Source organism: Methylobacterium frigidaeris, assembly GCF_022179185.1.
GTDB classification, from domain to species: domain Bacteria; phylum Pseudomonadota; class Alphaproteobacteria; order Rhizobiales; family Beijerinckiaceae; genus Methylobacterium; species Methylobacterium frigidaeris.
The window spans coordinates 15,534-31,729 of record NZ_BPQJ01000003.1; the positions used below are offsets into that span (position 1 = coordinate 15,534).

General features: G+C 72.5%; 19 protein-coding genes, 2 pseudogenes and 1 other annotated feature. Of the genes and pseudogenes, 15 read left to right on the forward strand and 6 right to left on the reverse strand.

Annotation, left to right across the window (positions count from 1 at the left end; translation table 11 throughout):
• Positions 1–9 precede the first annotated feature (9 nt).
• From MFF64_RS03550 to MFF64_RS03560, 3 genes are read left to right on the forward strand one after another with little or no spacing between them, the layout of a single operon-like run.
• The gene (locus tag MFF64_RS03550; protein WP_238189657.1) at positions 10–633 is read left to right on the forward strand and encodes a K(+)-transporting ATPase subunit C; all 624 of its coding nucleotides are present in this window, start codon (positions 10–12) and stop codon (positions 631–633) included.
• Positions 630–3,338, forward strand: coding sequence for a DUF4118 domain-containing protein (locus MFF64_RS03555; protein WP_238189659.1), 2,709 nt, complete (start codon positions 630–632; stop codon positions 3,336–3,338). Before MFF64_RS03550 ends, MFF64_RS03555 begins: the two co-directional genes overlap by 4 nt.
• Entirely contained in the window at positions 3,335–4,024 is a 690-nt protein-coding gene (locus MFF64_RS03560; RefSeq protein WP_099899412.1) for a response regulator transcription factor, read from the forward strand. The genes MFF64_RS03555 and MFF64_RS03560 overlap by 4 nt, the downstream gene beginning before the upstream one ends.
• On the opposite strand, the gene MFF64_RS03565 is transcribed toward MFF64_RS03560, so the two are convergent.
• Together MFF64_RS03565 and MFF64_RS03570 are read right to left on the reverse strand one after the other, a co-directional pair.
• Complete coding sequence (locus tag MFF64_RS03565) at positions 4,000–4,215, reverse strand: hypothetical protein (RefSeq protein WP_133122998.1); 216 nt, start codon at positions 4,213–4,215, stop codon at positions 4,000–4,002. The two genes, MFF64_RS03560 and MFF64_RS03565, sit on opposite strands and share 25 nt — an antisense overlap.
• Before the next feature lie 212 nt (positions 4,216–4,427).
• Positions 4,428–4,766 (reverse strand): type III secretion system chaperone family protein, encoded by a 339-nt coding sequence (locus MFF64_RS03570; RefSeq protein ID WP_099899416.1) that lies wholly within the window; start codon positions 4,764–4,766, stop codon positions 4,428–4,430.
• Positions 4,767–5,017: 251 nt separating this feature from the next.
• Between MFF64_RS03570 and MFF64_RS03575 the strand changes: the two genes are divergently transcribed.
• Positions 5,018–5,314 (forward strand): hypothetical protein, encoded by a 297-nt coding sequence (locus tag MFF64_RS03575; RefSeq protein ID WP_099899418.1) that lies wholly within the window; start codon positions 5,018–5,020, stop codon positions 5,312–5,314.
• On the opposite strand, the gene MFF64_RS03580 is transcribed toward MFF64_RS03575, so the two are convergent.
• Positions 5,315–5,887, reverse strand: coding sequence for a helix-turn-helix domain-containing protein (locus tag MFF64_RS03580; protein ID WP_099899420.1), 573 nt, complete (start codon positions 5,885–5,887; stop codon positions 5,315–5,317).
• Positions 5,888–6,070: 183 nt separating this feature from the next.
• Between MFF64_RS03580 and MFF64_RS03585 the strand changes: the two genes are divergently transcribed.
• Positions 6,071–6,967, forward strand: coding sequence for a hypothetical protein (locus MFF64_RS03585; protein WP_238189661.1), 897 nt, complete (start codon positions 6,071–6,073; stop codon positions 6,965–6,967).
• Positions 6,968–7,155: 188 nt separating this feature from the next.
• Here the strand turns inward: MFF64_RS03585 and MFF64_RS03590 are convergent, their stop codons facing one another.
• Positions 7,156–8,697, reverse strand: a complete 1,542-nt coding sequence (locus MFF64_RS03590; protein WP_099899422.1) for a Do family serine endopeptidase — start codon at positions 8,695–8,697, stop codon at positions 7,156–7,158.
• A 218-nt stretch (positions 8,698–8,915) separates the two neighbouring features.
• Here MFF64_RS03590 and MFF64_RS03595 point away from each other — a divergent pair, with 218 nt between their 5' ends.
• The 3 genes from MFF64_RS03595 to MFF64_RS03605 all read left to right on the forward strand — a co-directional run bounded on the left by MFF64_RS03595 (position 8,916) and on the right by MFF64_RS03605 (position 10,066).
• Complete coding sequence (locus tag MFF64_RS03595) at positions 8,916–9,086, forward strand: hypothetical protein (RefSeq protein ID WP_165795510.1); 171 nt, start codon at positions 8,916–8,918, stop codon at positions 9,084–9,086.
• 9 nt (positions 9,087–9,095) lie between these two features.
• On the forward strand, positions 9,096–9,593 hold the full coding sequence (locus tag MFF64_RS03600) for a peptide deformylase (protein ID WP_099899424.1): 498 nt from the start codon (positions 9,096–9,098) through the stop codon (positions 9,591–9,593).
• Between the two features lie 188 nt (positions 9,594–9,781).
• Positions 9,782–10,066 carry a hypothetical protein gene (locus MFF64_RS03605; protein WP_099899426.1) on the forward strand — a complete coding sequence of 95 codons (285 nt, stop codon included), beginning with the start codon at positions 9,782–9,784 and terminating at the stop codon, positions 10,064–10,066.
• Positions 10,067–10,224: 158 nt separating this feature from the next.
• On the opposite strand, the gene MFF64_RS03610 is transcribed toward MFF64_RS03605, so the two are convergent.
• Complete coding sequence (locus MFF64_RS03610; protein ID WP_425324294.1) at positions 10,225–11,118, reverse strand: hypothetical protein; 894 nt, start codon at positions 11,116–11,118, stop codon at positions 10,225–10,227.
• Positions 11,119–11,463: 345 nt separating this feature from the next.
• On the opposite strand from MFF64_RS03610, the gene MFF64_RS03615 reads away from it, so the two are divergent.
• The 6 genes and pseudogenes from MFF64_RS03615 to MFF64_RS03640 all read left to right on the forward strand — a co-directional run.
• Positions 11,464–12,069 carry a LemA family protein gene (locus MFF64_RS03615; RefSeq protein WP_099899430.1) on the forward strand — a complete coding sequence of 202 codons (606 nt, stop codon included), beginning with the start codon at positions 11,464–11,466 and terminating at the stop codon, positions 12,067–12,069.
• 4 nt (positions 12,070–12,073) lie between these two features.
• The gene (locus MFF64_RS03620) at positions 12,074–12,880 is read left to right on the forward strand and encodes a TPM domain-containing protein (RefSeq protein ID WP_099899436.1); all 807 of its coding nucleotides are present in this window, start codon (positions 12,074–12,076) and stop codon (positions 12,878–12,880) included.
• Positions 12,880–13,506, forward strand: coding sequence for a TPM domain-containing protein (locus tag MFF64_RS03625; protein ID WP_099899432.1), 627 nt, complete (start codon positions 12,880–12,882; stop codon positions 13,504–13,506). The genes MFF64_RS03620 and MFF64_RS03625 overlap by 1 nt, the downstream gene beginning before the upstream one ends.
• Positions 13,507–13,599: 93 nt before the next feature.
• Entirely contained in the window at positions 13,600–13,971 is a 372-nt protein-coding gene (locus MFF64_RS03630) for a nuclear transport factor 2 family protein (RefSeq protein ID WP_099899434.1), read from the forward strand.
• A 14-nt stretch (positions 13,972–13,985) separates the two neighbouring features.
• The gene (locus MFF64_RS03635) at positions 13,986–14,816 is read left to right on the forward strand and encodes a helix-turn-helix domain-containing protein (RefSeq protein WP_238189913.1); all 831 of its coding nucleotides are present in this window, start codon (positions 13,986–13,988) and stop codon (positions 14,814–14,816) included.
• A 111-nt stretch (positions 14,817–14,927) separates the two neighbouring features.
• A pseudogene (locus tag MFF64_RS03640) lies at positions 14,928–15,366 on the forward strand (transposase); the annotation flags it as partial.
• Positions 15,152–15,273 (forward strand) — a sequence feature (AL1L pseudoknot). It overlaps the preceding pseudogene by 122 nt.
• Before the next feature lie 4 nt (positions 15,367–15,370).
• On the opposite strand, the pseudogene MFF64_RS03645 reads toward MFF64_RS03640, so the two are convergent.
• Positions 15,371–15,534, reverse strand: a pseudogene (locus MFF64_RS03645) (IS5/IS1182 family transposase); the annotation flags it as partial.
• A 121-nt stretch (positions 15,535–15,655) separates the two neighbouring features.
• On the opposite strand from MFF64_RS03645, the gene MFF64_RS03650 reads away from it, so the two are divergent.
• Complete coding sequence (locus MFF64_RS03650) at positions 15,656–16,153, forward strand: hypothetical protein (protein WP_099901916.1); 498 nt, start codon at positions 15,656–15,658, stop codon at positions 16,151–16,153.
• Positions 16,154–16,196 lie beyond the last annotated feature (43 nt).

The following is a 16,196-nucleotide window of genomic DNA, read 5'->3' on the forward strand; positions in this document are numbered from 1 at the left end:
GAGACCGCCATGCTCCGGCACCTCCGCCCCGCCCTCGTGCTCCTCACCGGCCTGACCCTCGTCACCGGCCTCGCCTATCCGCTCGCGATGACGGGGATCGCGGAACGCCTGTTCCCGGCGCAAGCCCAGGGCAGCCTGGTCCGCAACGCGGACGGCACCCTCGTCGGCTCCGCGCTGATCGGCCAGGCCTTCACCAGCCCGCGCTACTTCCACGGCCGCCCCTCGGCGACCGTGGCGCCCGATCCGGCGGATGCCGCGAAGACCTTGCCTGCGCCTTACAACGCCGCCAATTCCGGCGGCGCCAACCTGGGCCCAACCAATCCGGCGCTCATCGACCGGGTGAAGGCCGACCTCGCGGCTCTCAAGGCCGAGAACCCCGCCGACCCGGTGCCGCTGGACCTCGTCACCACCTCGGGCTCCGGCCTCGATCCGGACGTCTCCCCCGAGGCCGCCCTGTTCCAGGTGCCCCGGGTCGCGAAGGCCCGCGGCCTCTCCGAGGACGGCTTGCGCGCCCTCGTCGCCGGGCAGATCCGGGAGCCGGGTCTCGGATTCCTCGGCGAGCGCCGGGTCAACGTGCTCGCTCTCAACCGCGCCCTGGATCTCGGTCCAGTGCCCGCGCAACAGGCCCGATGAGGGACGGCTTGCGTCCTTCGCCCGACGCTCTCCTGGCGCAGGCGCGCCGGGAGGCGCCCGGGCGCGGGCGCCTGAAGATCTTCCTCGGGGCCGCCCCGGGGGTCGGTAAGACCTACGAGATGCTGACCACCGCCCACGCGCGCCGCCGCGAGGGCGTCGACGTGGTGGTGGGCGTGGTCGAGACCCACGGCAGGCCCGAGACCGAGGCCCTGGTCGCCGGGCTCGAGGTGCTGCCCCGCCGCACCGTCCCCTATGGCGGTGGCACGCTCAGCGAGATGGACCTCGACGGGCTGCTCGCGCGAAAGCCCCGACTCGCCCTCGTCGACGAGCTCGCCCACACCAACGCCCCGGGCTCGCGCCACCCGAAGCGCTATCTCGACGTCGAGGAACTGCTCCAGGCCGGCATCGACGTCCATACCACCCTCAACATCCAGCACGTCGAGAGCCTGAACGACGTGGTGGCGCAGATCACCCGGATCCGGGTGCGCGAGACGGTGCCGGATTCGATCCTCGACCGGGCCGACGACATCGAGGTGATCGACCTCTCTCCCGACGACCTGATCCGGCGCCTGCAGGAGGGCAAGGTCTACCTGCCGCGCCAGGCGGAGCGGGCGCTCAAGCACTACTTCTCACCCGGCAACCTCACGGCGCTCCGCGAGCTGGCGCTGCGCCGCACCGCTCAGCAGGTCGACGACCAGCTCGTCACCCACATGCGCGCCCACGCGATCCCCGGGCCCTGGGCGGCAGGGGAGCGGGTGCTGGTCTGCGTCAGCGAGGATCCGCGCTCGGCCGGCCTCGTGCGCTACGCCAAGCGCCTCGCCGACCGGCTGCGGGCGCCCTTCACCGCGCTCACCATCGAGGGGCGGCGCAGCGCCCAGTTGAGCGAGGCCGAGCGCGACCGCATCGCCGACACCCTGCGGCTCGCCGAACGCCTGGGCGCCGAGACCGCGACCCTGCCGAGCCAGGGTCGCATCGCCGACGACGTGGTGGGTTTCGCCCGCGAGCACAACGTCACCCACGTGGTGATTGGCAAGTCGACCCGCCCGCGCTGGTTCGAGCTCCTGCACGGCTCGGTGGTGCACGACCTCCTGCGCCGCTCCGGCCCGATCAGCGTCCACGTCGTGGCGGGCGAGGAGGTCGCCGGGGAACCCGCACCGCACCGGGGCGTGCGCACGGCGTCCCCGCCCAGGCCGAGCCTCGTGCCCTACGCGGCCGCGCTCGCGGCCGTCGCGGTCGCGCTCTCCCTGGGCCTCGGGCTGCAATCCTCGCTCGGCCACGAGAGCACCGATCTCGTCTTCCTCACCGCGGTGGTGGCGGTGGCGGTGCGCTTCGGGTTGTACCCGTCGCTCGCCGCGGTGCTCGGCTCGTCGCTCGCCTACAACTTCTTCTTCCTGCCGCCGCTCTACACCTTCACCATCGCCGACCCGACCAATGTCATCGCTTTGTTCTTCTTCACCCTGGTGGCGGTGGTGGTCTCGAACCTCGCGGCACGCGTGCGCGCCGAGGCGACGATCTCGCGGGCGCGCAGCAAGGCGACCGAGGCGCTCTACGGCTTCTCGCGCAAGCTCGCGGGCTGCGGCACTCTCGACGACGTGCTCTGGGCCACCGCCTACCAGATCGCCCTGATGCTGCGCCTGCGTGTGGTGCTGCTCCTGCCGGACGGCGGCCGCGTCACCGTCATGGCCGGCTACCCGCCGGAGGACTTCCTCGACGAGGCCGACCTCGCCGCCGCGAAATGGACCTTCGATCACGGCCGCCCGGCGGGACGCGGCGCCGACACCCTGCCGGGGGCCAAGCGCCTGTTCCTGCCCCTGCGCACCGGCCGCGGCATGGTCGGGGTGGTCGGGCTCGACGGCGACAAGCCGGGGCCGCTCCTCACCCCCGACCAGCGCCGGCTCCTCGATGCGCTGGCCGACCAGGGGGCGCTCGCCATCGAGCGGGTCCACCTCGTCGAGGACCTCGACCGGGCCCGGCGCTCGGCCGAGACCGACCGACTGCGCCAAGCCCTGCTCTCCTCGCTCTCGCACGACCTCAAGACGCCGCTCGCCGCGGTGCTCGGCTCGGCCACGACGTTGCGCGATCTCGGCCCCGCCCTGGACCGGGAGGCGCGGGGCGAGCTGCTCGCGACGGTGATCGACGAGGCCGAGCGCCTGAACCGCTTCATCGCCAACCTGCTCGACATGACGAAGCTCGAATCCGGCGCGCTCGCGCCGAACCTCGCCCCGCACGATCTCGCGGAGATCGTCGGGACGGCCCTGGAGCGGGCGGGCAAGATCCTGTCCGGCCACCGCGTCGAACTGGCTCTGGGCGCCGGCCTTCCGGTTCTCCGCCTGGACGCGGTGCTGATGGAGCAGGTGCTGTTCAACCTCCTCGACAACGCCGCCAAATACGCCCCCGAGGGCAGCCTGGTGCGGATCGAGACCTGGCGGGAGAGCGGGCGCGAGGGTGATTGCGTCGCCCTGCGGATCCTCGACGAGGGTGAGGGCATCCCGGCGGGCGACGAGGAACGGATCTTCGACACCTTCTACCGGGTGCGCAAGAGCGACCGGGTCCGGGCCGGGACGGGTTTGGGCCTCGCCATCTCCCGCGGCTTCGTCGAGGCGATGGGCGGGCGGATCGCCGCCCGCAACCGGCCTGACCGGAGCGGCGCCGCCTTCACCCTCACCCTGCCGGTGCCCCGCGCCGCCCTGGAGGACGCCGCGTGAGCAACGAACCCCGCATCCTGGTCATCGACGACGAGCCGCCGATCCGCAAGCTGCTGCGGGTCGGCCTCGGCAGCCAGGGCTACGCGGTGGTGGAGGCCCCGAACGGCCGCGCCGCCCTCGACCTCCTGGAACGGGAGGTTTTCGCGATGGCGATCCTCGATCTCGGCCTGCCGGACATCAAGGGGCATGACCTCCTGGCCCGGATCCGCGAGCGGAAGCCCGACCTGCCGGTGATCGTGCTGTCGAGCCGCGACGACGAGGCCGGCAAGGTCGAGGCCCTCGATCTCGGGGCGGACGACTACGTCACCAAGCCGTTCGGCATGAACGAGCTTCTGGCCCGGATGCGCACGGCGCTGCGCCACCAGCTCGCGGTCGGCGGCGAGCGCCCGGTCTTCCGGGCTGGCGATCTCTCGGTCGACCTGGTGCGCCGCATCGTCCGGGTGGGGGAGCGCGAGGTGAAGCTCTCTCCCAAGGAATACGACGTCCTGCGCCTGCTGGTGCACCATGCCGGCAAGGTGCTCACCCACGCCCACCTGCTGCGCGAGGTCTGGGGCACGGCCGCCGATCCGCAATATCTCCGGGTCTACGTGCGCCAGCTGCGCCAGAAGCTCGAGCCCGAGCCCGAGCGCCCGCGCTACATCCTGACCGAGACCGGGGTCGGCTACCGGATGCGTGCGCCGGATTGAGGCGGTTCCCCGGCGGGCTCCGTCCTGGCCGGGGCCTCCGGCTCCGCGGGCGAGGCGGCCTCGGGGGCGCGCCGCACCCAGGCGTCGAGGGCCCAGCCGATGCCGCGGCCGGCGACGGCCACGAAGGCCAGCGACCCGGCGAGGTGGAGGAAGAGCGGCGCGTCCGCCAGAGTGGGCAACGGGGTGGGCAAGGCGGTGGCTCCCTGATCTCGCCGCGCGAGAAGACCGCCGGGCCCAGGCGGCCCGCCAGTGCTCCGGTGCCACAGCGCTCGGGGAGTGGCGGTCGCCCGAGGGAAGCGGGGCCGGATGGGACGGCAGATGGCTGATGGCTGTGGCGCCGGTGCCTCGCCCGCGGCAGCGGTTCCGGGCTCGTCCCGCGAATCGGCGCGGCAGCCGCGTGCGATCAGGCCGCCTGCGACGGGAGTTTGACAGTCGCCGCCAGGGTCGCGCAGCAGCGGACCGGCAGCGGGCAATCCTCGCCGGCACCGCGGTGGCACGCGCGGCGGGCCGGCGCGGCGCGATCTTCGTCTTCTGCCTCGCGGGACAAGGCGGCCAGCAGAAGGCCCTCCTGGTGGTACTCGAAGCCGAGGGACACGCGCATGCCGCGCAGGACATTCCGCTCGTGATCGGTCGGCAGCCCGTTCCGTTCACGGGTCTCGATCAATGATACCTGCCGGGTGACCCGGTCGCACGTTGCCTCGATGTTGAACTGAACCTGGGTAAGCAGCGCCCGCACGTCCATCCTGTCCCTCGTGGTGTCCCCTGCACTGCAACAATCGCGGATCTGCTGCCGTTCGCACCGTGCGAAACCTTAACGAAGTCGATACCGCTGACGAGAGACATGACGGTTAGATCGGCATGCGGCCCGGACCGGTGTGGCAGGCGCGCATCCATGCCGCCCAGTGTGCCCGAACGTGCTCGGCGCCCTCCAAAAAGCCATGCTCGGCTGTCTGTATGTCCCTCACGCGACGGATTGGGGGATAGCGAAACCCGATGATACAGATAGCCGCCTTCCTGGTGTTCCTGGCCATGGGCGTGACCAACCTCCTGGCGGTGCAGGCCGGGCTGACCGCGGTGCTGGGCGTGCCGGTCCTGATCGCCCTCGTGGTCGCGGTGCCGGTGTTCTACTTCCGCTTCGTCGGCTCGGCGGCGGGCATCGTCGGGGCGATCGTCGGGTGGCAGATGCCGGTGCCGATGGCGGTGCTGCTGTTCTGCTGGCCGGTGCTGGTCTACGGCTTCCTGCGCGGCGGCGCCGAGGCCCGCAGCTTCCTCGCCCGGCGCGCGGCCTGATCAGCGCTGCCGCACCACGGCGACGAGATAGCGGCAGGGCTGCCCGCTCCGGTTGGCGAAGGTACAGTCGGCCGGCGCGCCGAGCGCCAGGCAGTCGCCGGGCTCGAGCACGTGGACGGCGTCCCCCTCCCGGAAGGTCAGGGTGCCGTCGAGCATCCAGATCATCTGGCGCAGGAAGGCGTAGGACGCCGCCGGGTAAGAGACTTCGGCGCCGGCCGGAAGCTCCACTTCCGTCAAATCGAGCGGGTTCTCGACCACCAGGGGCGAGAGCTGCCGGCGGCGATAGCCGGTCGCCGGGTCGATCCAGACCGGCTGTGCCGCAGCGCGCTTGAGCTGGCCCGTCTCGCCCTCCACCCGGGCCAGCAGGGTCGAGAGGGTGAGCCCGAAGGCCCCCGAGAGCCGGCCGAGCAGGGCGGCGGTCGGGCTCGCCTCGGCCCGCTCGACCTTGCTGATCATCGCCTTCGAGACGCCGGAGCGGGCCGCCAGGTCACCGAGCGACCAGCCCCGCGCCTCACGCTCCAGCCGCAGCCGGCGCGCGAGGCCATCCGTGGGGTCGGGCGCGGAGATCGTCATGGTGCCAGCATATACGGGATCCGGACGCGCCTCACTCGTGACGCTGGGGCAAGCCGCAAGGGGTGAGTGGCGCCGTCCCCAGCTTTTTCATCTAAGTCTTTGTCACGGACGCACTTTCCGCAAGATCGGGTGCATACTTGCGGATATCGCGCATGTGGCTTGCGCGCAGCGGGGCGGTGGAGCGTGCGGGACGGAAGCGGGCGTTGGCGGCTCGGCTTGGCGGCGCTCGGGGCCGTCGCCATCCCGGTCGCGGTGATCGCGGCGCTCGATCCGCGCATCGGCCTGCTGCGCCCGCGTCCGGCCGTGGAGGCTCAGGGTCCCGGGCAAGATCCTGCAGGGCAAGTTCAAGGGGTGGCTCAGATTCCGGCCCGCCCGCAGGATCGGCCGCCCTCGGGCGGGGAGCAGGCCCCCGAACGGTCCTGCCCGGTCTGCACGGCCGCTCCCGCGGGCCCCGAAGTCCCGCCCCCGATCCGGGGCATGCTCCAGGATCCGGACATCCAGATCCCCGACGTGGCGGCCGAACGCAGAGGCCAGCGCGAGCGGCTGATCGGCTGGACCGCCCATCCCGACCGGGTCTCGGGCTCCGCCACGACCCTCGACCTGACGGGCCTCGTCTTCACCGCGCCGCGCGAGGCAGGGGCCGGCTACCGGCGCCTGGCGGTCGACCTCGCCGGTGCGCCGGACCGCGCCGTGGTGCTGGTGGCCGAGCAGCCCCTGACCGTCGCGCTGACCACCGCCCCGCCGGACCGCGCCGGGGCGCTCGGCGTCGAATCGCGCGCCGCCTTCTCCCTCGCGAAGGGCCGCCCGGGCCGGCTCGCCGGCTTCCGCGCCCTGCCCTACGGCGCCGCCGAGGTCGCGCCGGTGCTCGACCCCCTGCGGTTCGGGCCCGAAACCCTGCGCGACTTCTGCGCCGCCTTGCGGCTCTGGGCGGTGCAGTTCGGCCTGCCGGTCTGGCGCACCCGCTACACCCTGATCGAGAACCCGACCCGGATCGCGCTCTCGGGCGAGACGGTGCAGAGCGACGGCACGCCCCGCGGCCGGGTCTCCGGCCGGCGGCTCGCCCGGCTGTGCCGGGTGTGATACCGCCGCGCCTTCGAACGGACGCGTTCGAAGAAAGATGCAAGGCAAGCCCGAACGGGCGCCGGCGCTGATGCGCCGGTCGCCTTCGCATCGATACGAAGGCGCGAGGGTATGACGTCAACGCGAGAACGCCGGCCCCTCGCGGGGCCGGCGCCTCGTCTCGTACCCGGATGTCCCGTGTTCGGGCGTCAGCCGTTCTTGCTCTGCAGGCCGATCGCCACGAAGCGGGTGCCCTTGTCGTTCTTGATCCGCATCAGCACCGCCTTGCGGCCGTCGCTTTCCGCGGCGCGGATGCGAGTGGCGACGTCCGACAGGTTCGAGACCGGCTGGCCGCCGACGTCGAGGATGATATCGCCCTCCTGGATGCCCTTGGCCGCCGCCGGGCCGTCCGGATCGACACCCACCACCGCGACGCCTTCCTGGCCGGCCCCGACCTGACCCGCCGGGGCGAGGCTCAGGCCGAGCCGCGGCTGGCTGTCGCCCCGGCCGCCGCGGCGGTCGTCGAGGCTCGCCACCTTGGTGTCGTTCGGCAGCGTGCCGAGGGTCACCTGGGCGGTCTCGGTCCTGCCCCCGCGCAGGTAGGTCAGGTCGACCTTGGTGCCGGGCTTCAGCGAGGCGATCTTGCGCGACAGCTCGCGGGCATCGGTCACCGGATCGCCGTTCACCGCCTGGACCACGTCGCCGGATTTCAGCCCAGCCTTGGCGGCGGGCGTGCCGTCCTGGGCGCTGGTCACGAGCGCACCCTTGGCCTTGTCGAGGCCGAGGCTGTCGGCGATGTCCTTCGTCACCGGCTGGATCTGCAGGCCAAGATAGCCGCGGGCGACCTTGCCGTCGGCGCGCAGCTGGTCGACCACCGCCTGCACCGTCTCGGACGGGATCGCGAAGGCGAGGCCCACATTGCCGCCCGACGGCGAGGCGATCGCGGTGTTGACGCCCACCACCTCGCCGCTGACGTTGAAGGTCGGCCCGCCCGAATTGCCCTTGTTGATCGGCGCGTCGATCTGAAGGAAGTCGTCGTAGGGGCCGGCGCCGATGTCGCGGCCGCGGGCCGAGACGATGCCGGCGGTGACGGTGCCGCCCAAGCCGAACGGGTTGCCGATCGCCACCACCCAGTCGCCGACCTGCGGCGCGCCGTGGGCGAGCTTCACGTAGGGGAACGGCGCGCCTTCGGTGACCTTGAGCAGCGCCAGGTCGGTCTTCGGATCGGTGCCGATGATCTTGGCCGGCAGGGTGCGGCCGTCGTCGAGGGTGACCTCCACCGACTTGGCGTTGTTCACCACATGGTTGTTGGTCACCACGTAGCCGTCGGCCGAGATGAAGAAGCCCGAGCCCTGCGCCGCGCCGCCGCCGTGGCGCTGCGGGGCCTGCATGCCGCCCGGGCCGCCCTCGCCGAAGCGGCGGAAGAACTCGCGCAGCTGCGGCGGCACGTTCTGCAGGTTCGGCCGGCCGCCGCCGTCCTCGTCGTCCGAGGCGTCGTCCTTCAGCTTCACCTTCACCGAGACGACCCCCGGCTTCACCCGGTTGACGATCGGCGCGAAGCTGCCCGGCGGGTGCTCGGCGGTGGTGATCGGGGTCTGCGGCAGGGCCTGGGCGTAGGCGGGGGTGCTGGGCTGCACGAAGGCGGTGCCGAGGGCGCCGGTGGCCACCAGGGTGACGGCCGCCACGGAGGCGAGGGCCTTGCGGTGGAAGCGGCGGGTCGCGGTGGCGGAAGTCTCGGTGGTCTGGGACATCGGGTTTCTCTGGGCTCCGTCTCACGAGGGCCGCGCTCGCGGCCGTTCGATGGGGCCATTATGGTCGGCGGGCCTGACCGCCCCGTGGCGCGAAGGTTACGGTTTGGTCAGGCACCCGACCCTTCGGCCGGGACGCATCGGAACGCCCCGGTGCGGATCCGGCTTGACGGACGGCCCTCCCAGCCCGATCGGAACGCCCCCAAGGACAGGACCCCGCCATGGACATCGTCGTCTCGGTCATCTCCCTGCTGCTGGTGCTCGTGCTGATCGCCCGGGGCGTGCCGGGCCGCAACCTGCTGGTCGTGCTCGCGGTCGCGCTGGCGGTGGTGGTGCTGGTCGTCGGGATCGAGCGGGCCGGCCTGTGGCCCGAATCCTTCCACACCCGCTAGAAGACCCCGATGCCCGCCCTCCCCCTGGTGCTCTACCCGGACCCGCGCCTGCGCCTGGCCGCGCCCCCTGCCACCGCCTTCGACGAGGCCTTGCGGAGCTTCGCGGGCGACCTCCTCGACACGCTGCTGTCGGTCTCGGCGCTCGGCCTCACCGGCCCGCATGTCGGCGCGCCGGTGCGGCTGACGATCATCCGGGCGGGGCTCGACCTCGCGCCCCGGGTCTACGTCAACCCGGAGCTGGTCTGGGCCTCGCCCGAGAGCGCCCGCCACCGCGAGGGCAGCGTCTCGATGCCGGGCGTCGACGAGGAAATCGAGCGCCCGGCCCGGGTGCGGGTGCGCTTCCAGGACCTCGACGGCACGGAGCACGAGGCGGAGGAGGAGGGCTTCCTCGCCGCCTGCCTGCAGCACGAGATCGACCAGCTCGACGGCCTGTTCTGGATCGAGCGGCTGTCGCGCCTCAAGCGCGAGCGGGTGCTCAAGCGCTACGCCAAGCTGCGGCGGGGCTGAGGCCGCATCGCCAGGAAGTTTCAACCGGCCCGGCCGCAGGGTGGCGCCTCCCGCCGCGCTGGAACGCCGGGACCAGCCTGGCCGTTATCTCGGCAATCGGGCCGCCCCCGCGGCCCCCAACGCCGGGCGGCCGCAAGTCCGTCGGACCGCACGCCTCTCGGACAGTTTGTCTCTCGGAAAGGACGCCGATGCGCCACCTCCGGACCCTTGTGATCCCGTTCGCCCTGCTGGCGACCACTCTCGCCGCTTCCGCCCAGCCGGGCCCGGCCTACCGCTACGGCCCACGCGACATCGATGCCACCGGCACCGTCGGCGGCCGCGCTCCGTGGTCCGCACCCTGGGTGTACGATACCGGCGGCGACAACGATCGCCGCCCCGAGCTGCCCGCCTACCAGCAGGGCGGCGGCCAGCAGACCGGCGGTCCCGCCCGCAACCTGCTGCCGGATGACGGGCTGCACATCTTCCCGCGGTGAGGTCGTCGCCTCGCACCGTCCAGAGTTCGAGCGCGTCTTCTCTCCCTCGCGGGGGAGGGGGTGAGGGTTCAGGGTAAAGCTCTGGACGTTCGGCGACCGGCACGGTCATTCGAGCTTTGCACAGACGCCCCACACCCCCGCGCGATCGTCGATCGCCCCTACCTCTCCTCCATGCGGGAGAGGGGGTCCGGCGCCTGAACGATGTCGGGCGAGGACGGGCAGAAATCGTCCTCCTCCGCGCGACCCGCCTTCCGTCTCACGCTGGCCCGCTCGCCCGCTTCGGCGGCGCATTTGTCGGCGTGGATCGCCCGGTTGACCACCTGGAGGTTCGGCAGGCCCCAGTAGCCCAGGAGCTCGGGCCAGGGCCGCGCCCGCTCCTCGCGCCAGATCCGGTAGAGCGGCACGCGGTGGTCGACCTCGGCGGTGCGCAGCAGGCGCTTGCCGGACTGGGCGCAGCGGTGGCCCTGGCGGCGTTTCAATTCCTTCACGTGGTCGCTGGGGGCGGTCCAGAGTTTCCAGGCGGCGACGCACGCCGCGTGCCACGCGGCGTTGCGGTTGGGCGTGCCCTGCCCCCACAGGTCGCGATGCCAGCCGAAGCGGTAGACCGGCTGGCCGCAGATGCAGCAATGCCCTTTGCCCAGGGTGTACGACACCTCGCGGAACGGTGCCGGCGGCATCCGGAAGCTGAACGCGAGACCCTTCTCTGACACGTCCTCCCCGGCCGCCGCCTCGGGACGCCGAATGTCCGGACGCCGGATGTCCGGACGCCAAGTGCCAAGGCGCCAGGTCCAGCCCTCGGGCTGGCCGGAGGCGGCGGCCAGCGCCCGCGCCAGACGGTCGGCCCGCAGGATGTGGTGGCGCCAGTAGCTCTCGACGGCGAGGCGCGGCGTCGGCGGCACCAGGGGCCGCGACAGGGCGTGGCGCAGAACCGGAACCGGGAACACGGCCGGCAACGACTTCTCCAGCCGCGCTCTTGCGGCGGCGTTGCGCGCCTCCCGCCACAGGGAGGTCGCCGAGGGCGGCTTGCCCGCCGGCCCGGTCTCCGTGGCCACCGCGGCCGAAAGCCTCTCCGCCAGGGTCATCCTGGCCGGAGCAGTCCTGGCGGTCTTCGCCTTCGCCGCTCTCGCCTCGGCTGCTCCGTCGACCTCGGTCGCACTCTCAGCCCTGGCTGTACTCTTGGCCGCTCGCTTCGCCATGCCGGTCCCGCATCGGCCCGCACCGGCCGCGGCCAGGGCATAACGCCGGAGCGCCGCCGCACCAACCGGCGGCGGGTTCTGCCCCGGGATCGCCCGCCCTGCCCACCGCTGGTCCGCGGCGGAATGCCGCCTATCTGATGACGGCAACGCTCGCGGCGCCGGGAGGCGCTGCCCCGTGAACCAGGAGCCACGCCGCCCGCCATGACCGCTTCCCTCCTCGGCCGCCTGCGCCTCGTCGTCCTGGCGCTCAGCCTCGCCACCACCCTCTCGGCCTGCGATGCGATCAACCGTGTGCCGACCCTGGAGGAGGCCGCCAAGTCGCGCTGGGGCGAGGTGCAGAACCAGTACCAGCGCCGCGCCGACCTGATCCCCAACCTCGTCGAGACCGTGAAGGGCTACGCCCAGCAGGAGCGCGACGTGCTGGTGCAGGTCACCGAGGCCCGCGCCAAGGCGACCTCGGTCAAGGTCGACGCCTCGACGGTGAGCGATCCGCAGAAGTTCCGCGAGTTCCAGGACGCCCAGAACCAGCTCTCCGGGGCGCTGGGCCGGCTCCTCGTCACTGTCGAGCGGTACCCCGACCTGAAGTCGAACGCCAACTTCCTCGCCCTGCAATCGCAGCTCGAGGGCACCGAGAACCGCATCGCGGTGGCGCGGCGCGACTACATCCAGGCCGTACAGGCCTACAACACCGAGATCCGCACCATCCCGGGCCGCTGGATCGCCTCCACCCTCTACCCGGAGGCCAAACCCATGGAGGCCTTCACCGCCACGCCCGACGCGAGCCGCCCGCCGAACGTGAAGTTCTAGGGTGATGCGCAGCCCGGCCGGTGCCGGCCTCCTCGCCCTCCTCCTGATCCCATTCCTCCTGGTTCTCTCGGCCGGGACGGCGGCCGCCCTCGACCTGCCGCCGCTCACCGGCCGCGTGGTCGACGGCGCCGGCCTGCTGCGGCCCGAGGAGAGCGCGGCCCTCGCCGCGAAGCTGAAGGCGCACGAGGACAAGACCACCGATCAGGTCGTGGTCGCCACAATCCCCTCGCTCCAGGGCACCTCGGTCGAGGATTTCTCGAACCGCCTGTTCCGCGCCTGGGGGCTCGGCGGCAAGGCGCGGAACAACGGCGTGCTGTTCCTCATCGCCCCCACCGAGCGCAAGGTGCGGATCGAGGTCGGCTACGGCCTCGAAGGGGCGCTGACCGACGCCCTGTCCAAGGTGATCATCGCGAGCGCGGTGGCGCCGAAGTTCAAGACCGGGGATTTTCCCGGCGGCATCCAGGCGGGCGTGGACGGGATCCTCGGCATCCTGTCCGGCGACGCCGCCGAGTGGCAGCGCCGGGCGGAGGTGCGCGAGGATTCGGGGAGCGACCTCGATCCGGTCCTGGTGCTGATCCTGCTCGTGGTGATCGGCTTCGTGCTGGTTCGGCTCCTGACTCGCGGCGGTGGCGGCGGCCCGGGACGGCCGCATCGCCGAACGGGCGGCAACTGGATCGTCGTGCCCGGTCCCGGGGGCGGAGGCTTCGGCAGCGGCTATGGCGGGAGCTTCGGCGGGGGTGGCGGGTTCGGCGGCGGCTTCTCGGGTGGGGGCGGCTCCTCCGGCGGCGGCGGTGCCTCGGGAGATTGGTGATGCCGATGACGACCCTGAGCGAGGCGGAGCGCGCCCGCATCGCTGCGGCGATCACGGTCGCCGAGCGCGGCACGGCGGGCGAGATCGTGGTGATGGTGGCGGCCCGCTCCGGTGCCTATCGCAGCCTGCCGCCGGCCCTGGCTCTGGCGGGCGCGCTCCTGGTGCCCTGGCCGCTGATCCTGCTGACCGGGCTCTCCGCCACCCGAATCTTCCTGGTCCAACTCGTCGTGGCCCTGGCACTGCTCCTCGGCTTCGCCGCGGCCCCGAGCCTCGCCCGCCTGCCCCGCGCCCTGCCCCGGCCGTTGCGCCGTGCCCGTGCCCGGGCCGCTGCCCAGCACGAGTTCCGGACCCGCGGCCTCGCCCGCACGCGCGGCCGCACCGGCGTGCTGATCTACGTTGCCCTCGCCGAGCGCTATGCCGACGTGGTGACCGATACCGGAATTGGCGCTACCCCCGACGCCTGGCGCCCGGTGCTGGACGACCTCGTGGCGGCGCTCCGCCGCGACGCCCTGGCGGAGGGTCTGGTGCGGGCGGTGGCGAGCGCCGGCGCGATCCTGGCCGAGGCCGCCCCACCGCAACCCGGCGACAGCGACGAATTGCCGAACCGGGTGATCGTGACCGAGTAGGCGCGGCGCCGACGATGACCTCCGGGGTCATCGACGGGCGCCCGCTCCCCCGTCCATTCTCCTGCCGCACCCACCCGGAGGAAGGACGCTCCGATGACCGACCCCGCTGCCCTCGCCGCCCGCTACCTCGCGACCTGGAACGAGACCGACCCGGCCCGCCGCCGTGCCCTCCTCGCCGAGACCTTCACCGAGGGCGTCCGATACCGCGACCCGGTTATGGCCGGCGAGGGCCATGACGGGCTCGACGCCCTGATCGGCGCCGTACAGGCGCGCTTTCCCGGCCTGCGATTCCGCCTCGCCGGTCGACCAGACGGCTACGGTGATCACCTGCGCTTCTGGCTGCGGTTCTCCTGGGCCCTGGTGCCAGAGGGCGGCGAGGGCGTGGTCGAGGGCACGGACTTCGCCATCCTGGAGGGCGGTCGCCTCGCCGAGGTGACCGGCTTCCTCGACCGGGTGCCGGCCTGAGGGACGACCCGGTGATCCTCAGCGCCGCCGGCCCGCCGGGCGAGATCCTGCGGGACTGGCGCCGGCGCCGGCACCTGAGCCAGCTCGACCTGGCGCTGGAGGCGGAAATCTCCCAGCGCCACCTGAGCTGCATCGAGAGCGGCCGGGCCCGGCCGAGCCGGGCGATGCTGCTGCATCTCGCCGAGTGCCTCGGGATCCCCCTGCGCGAGCGCAACGCCCTGCTCTTGGCCGCCGGCTACGCCCCGGTCTTCGCCGAGCGCTCCCTCGACGATCCAGCGCTGGCCCCGGCCCGCCAGGCGGTGGTGCGGATCCTCGACGGCCACGCTCCCTACCCGGCCCTTGCGGTCGATCGCCACTGGAGGCTGCTCGCCGCCAACCCCGCCGTGGCCCCCCTCCTCGACGGGGTCGACCCTGCCCTTCTCGCTCCGCCGGTGAACGTGCTGCGTCTGAGCCTGCATCCTGGCGGCTTGGCGCCGCGCATCCTCAATCTGGGAGAGTGGCGCGCTCACCTCCTCGACCGCCTGCGCCAGCAGGTCGCCGCGAGCGCCGATCCGGTCCTCGCCCGGCTCTCGGACGAGCTCTGCGCCTATCCCGCCCCGCCGAACGCCCCGCTCTGCGATGGGATCGGCGTGGCGGTGCCGCTCGTTCTCGCCGTCCCGGCGGGTCGCCTCTCGCTCCTGTCCACCACCACGGTGTTCGGCACGCCCGTCGACATCACCCTGTCGGAACTCGCCGTCGAGGCCTTCTTCCCCGCCGATCCTGGGACCGCCGCCCTGCTCCACAGGCTCGCCCCTTCGCACAGGCCGGAACCGACGAATCATGACGCTCGCATGGTCCCGGAATGAGGTGTGCGGGTCGATCGTGAGCCGCACCGAACCGCTCCTGGTTTCCCGGAAGCTTCCCCTTCTGAGAGGATGGAGCCATGACGAAGGGAGCAGCCCCTTTTACCTTCTGAGGTGCGCGAGCGCGAGGGCGGGGACGGCTCGCAACGATCGGCGATCCAGTCGATCGCGGCCAAGATCGGCTGCTCGGGCGAGACGCTGAGGGACTGGGTGCGCCAGTCCGAGCGGGATCAGGACGTGCGGCCGGGCCAGACCACGGACGAGCGCGAGCGGATCAGGGCGCTCGAGCGAGAGGTTCGCGAGCCGCGCCAAGCCGACGAGATCCTGCGCGAGGCCTCGGTGGTTTGTGCCATCGCGGAGCTCGGCCGCCGGTTGCGGCTCATGATCGCCTTCATCGACGAGCACCGGGAGGTCTACGGGGTCGAGCCGATCTGCAGGGTGCTTGCTGCCGATCGCCCCATCGACGAACTCCGCGCACGCTGCACGGCGTGCCGATCCCAAGACGCAACCGGCTCGTGCCCGCAGCGATGCCGCGTTGATGACCAAGATTCAGGGAGCCACGGCGCCCCCGCCCTGACGATGGAGCGTAGCCCGTTGAGCATCTCGGGCAGGTCGTGGTCGCGCTGCCCCGAATCCTGGCGCAGCAGCACCAGACGGGGCGCGATCAGCGCCCAGTCGCTATCGCATACATTGATGGAAAGGCGTTGCGCTCAGGGCTCACCCGAGCGCAAAGCTCACGCTACGTCGTCGGTTCATGACACCCATAGGCCAAACGGCGGGTACAGCGACCGTGATCCGCATGCTACCCGGATGGGATGGGTGATCCGTGCGAACCCGTCCTGATGATGCTCCGCACCGCCGGCGAGGCGGTGCCGGCCCTCGCCGGGCAGCTCGCGGCCATGGGCTACGGCATCGTCGACGCCGTCGGGGCGGAGCTGGACCCGGTGCCGACGGCCATCGGCGGAAGTCGGGTGATCGATCTGGCGCTGGTGAGCGCGGGCCTGTCCACCTGGCCGGAGCTGCCGGGGCTCGCGGTGCGGCTGCGGGGGACCTGGCCCCGCCTGCCGCTGGTCTGCCTGCCCGAGGCCGCGCCCGTGCCGGGTCTGCCCGCCCTGACCCCGGACATGAGCCTGCCCGAGATCTGCGAGCGGCTGGACGAACTCGTGCTGTCGGCGGCGCAGGTCCGTGCCGAGGCCGAGAGCCTGCGACGGAGGGCCAGCGCCCTCGCCGCGCAGGTGCGGCGAGGGCGAATGGGACTCGGCGATGCCGTGGCCGATGCGAGGCGTCTCCTCACCGAGGCCCGGCGCCTCTCCGGACGGGGCGGGCCGGAGGATTCCTGACCGCAGGACCCTTCGCCGAGGGATCTTCCCCGGAGGCGGCCCG

Excerpts from the sequence above, each read along its gene's own strand:
- MFF64_RS03550 (WP_238189657.1), top strand. The coding sequence starts at position 10 with ATGCTCCGGCACCTCCGCCCCGCCCTCGTGCTCCTCACCGGCCTGACC.
- MFF64_RS03555 (WP_238189659.1), top strand. The coding sequence starts at position 630 with ATGAGGGACGGCTTGCGTCCTTCGCCCGACGCTCTCCTGGCGCAGGCG.
- MFF64_RS03570 (WP_099899416.1), bottom strand. The coding sequence starts at position 4,766 with ATGGACGTGCGGGCGCTGCTTACCCAGGTTCAGTTCAACATCGAGGCA.
- MFF64_RS03575 (WP_099899418.1), top strand. The coding sequence starts at position 5,018 with ATGATACAGATAGCCGCCTTCCTGGTGTTCCTGGCCATGGGCGTGACC.
- MFF64_RS03580 (WP_099899420.1), bottom strand. The coding sequence starts at position 5,887 with ATGACGATCTCCGCGCCCGACCCCACGGATGGCCTCGCGCGCCGGCTG.
- MFF64_RS03590 (WP_099899422.1), bottom strand. The coding sequence starts at position 8,697 with ATGTCCCAGACCACCGAGACTTCCGCCACCGCGACCCGCCGCTTCCAC.
- MFF64_RS03595 (WP_165795510.1), top strand. The coding sequence starts at position 8,916 with ATGGACATCGTCGTCTCGGTCATCTCCCTGCTGCTGGTGCTCGTGCTG.
- MFF64_RS03600 (WP_099899424.1), top strand. The coding sequence starts at position 9,096 with ATGCCCGCCCTCCCCCTGGTGCTCTACCCGGACCCGCGCCTGCGCCTG.
- MFF64_RS03605 (WP_099899426.1), top strand. The coding sequence starts at position 9,782 with ATGCGCCACCTCCGGACCCTTGTGATCCCGTTCGCCCTGCTGGCGACC.
- MFF64_RS03615 (WP_099899430.1), top strand. The coding sequence starts at position 11,464 with ATGACCGCTTCCCTCCTCGGCCGCCTGCGCCTCGTCGTCCTGGCGCTC.
- MFF64_RS03620 (WP_099899436.1), top strand. The coding sequence starts at position 12,074 with ATGCGCAGCCCGGCCGGTGCCGGCCTCCTCGCCCTCCTCCTGATCCCA.
- MFF64_RS03625 (WP_099899432.1), top strand. The coding sequence starts at position 12,880 with ATGCCGATGACGACCCTGAGCGAGGCGGAGCGCGCCCGCATCGCTGCG.
- MFF64_RS03630 (WP_099899434.1), top strand. The coding sequence starts at position 13,600 with ATGACCGACCCCGCTGCCCTCGCCGCCCGCTACCTCGCGACCTGGAAC.
- MFF64_RS03650 (WP_099901916.1), top strand. The coding sequence starts at position 15,656 with ATGATGCTCCGCACCGCCGGCGAGGCGGTGCCGGCCCTCGCCGGGCAG.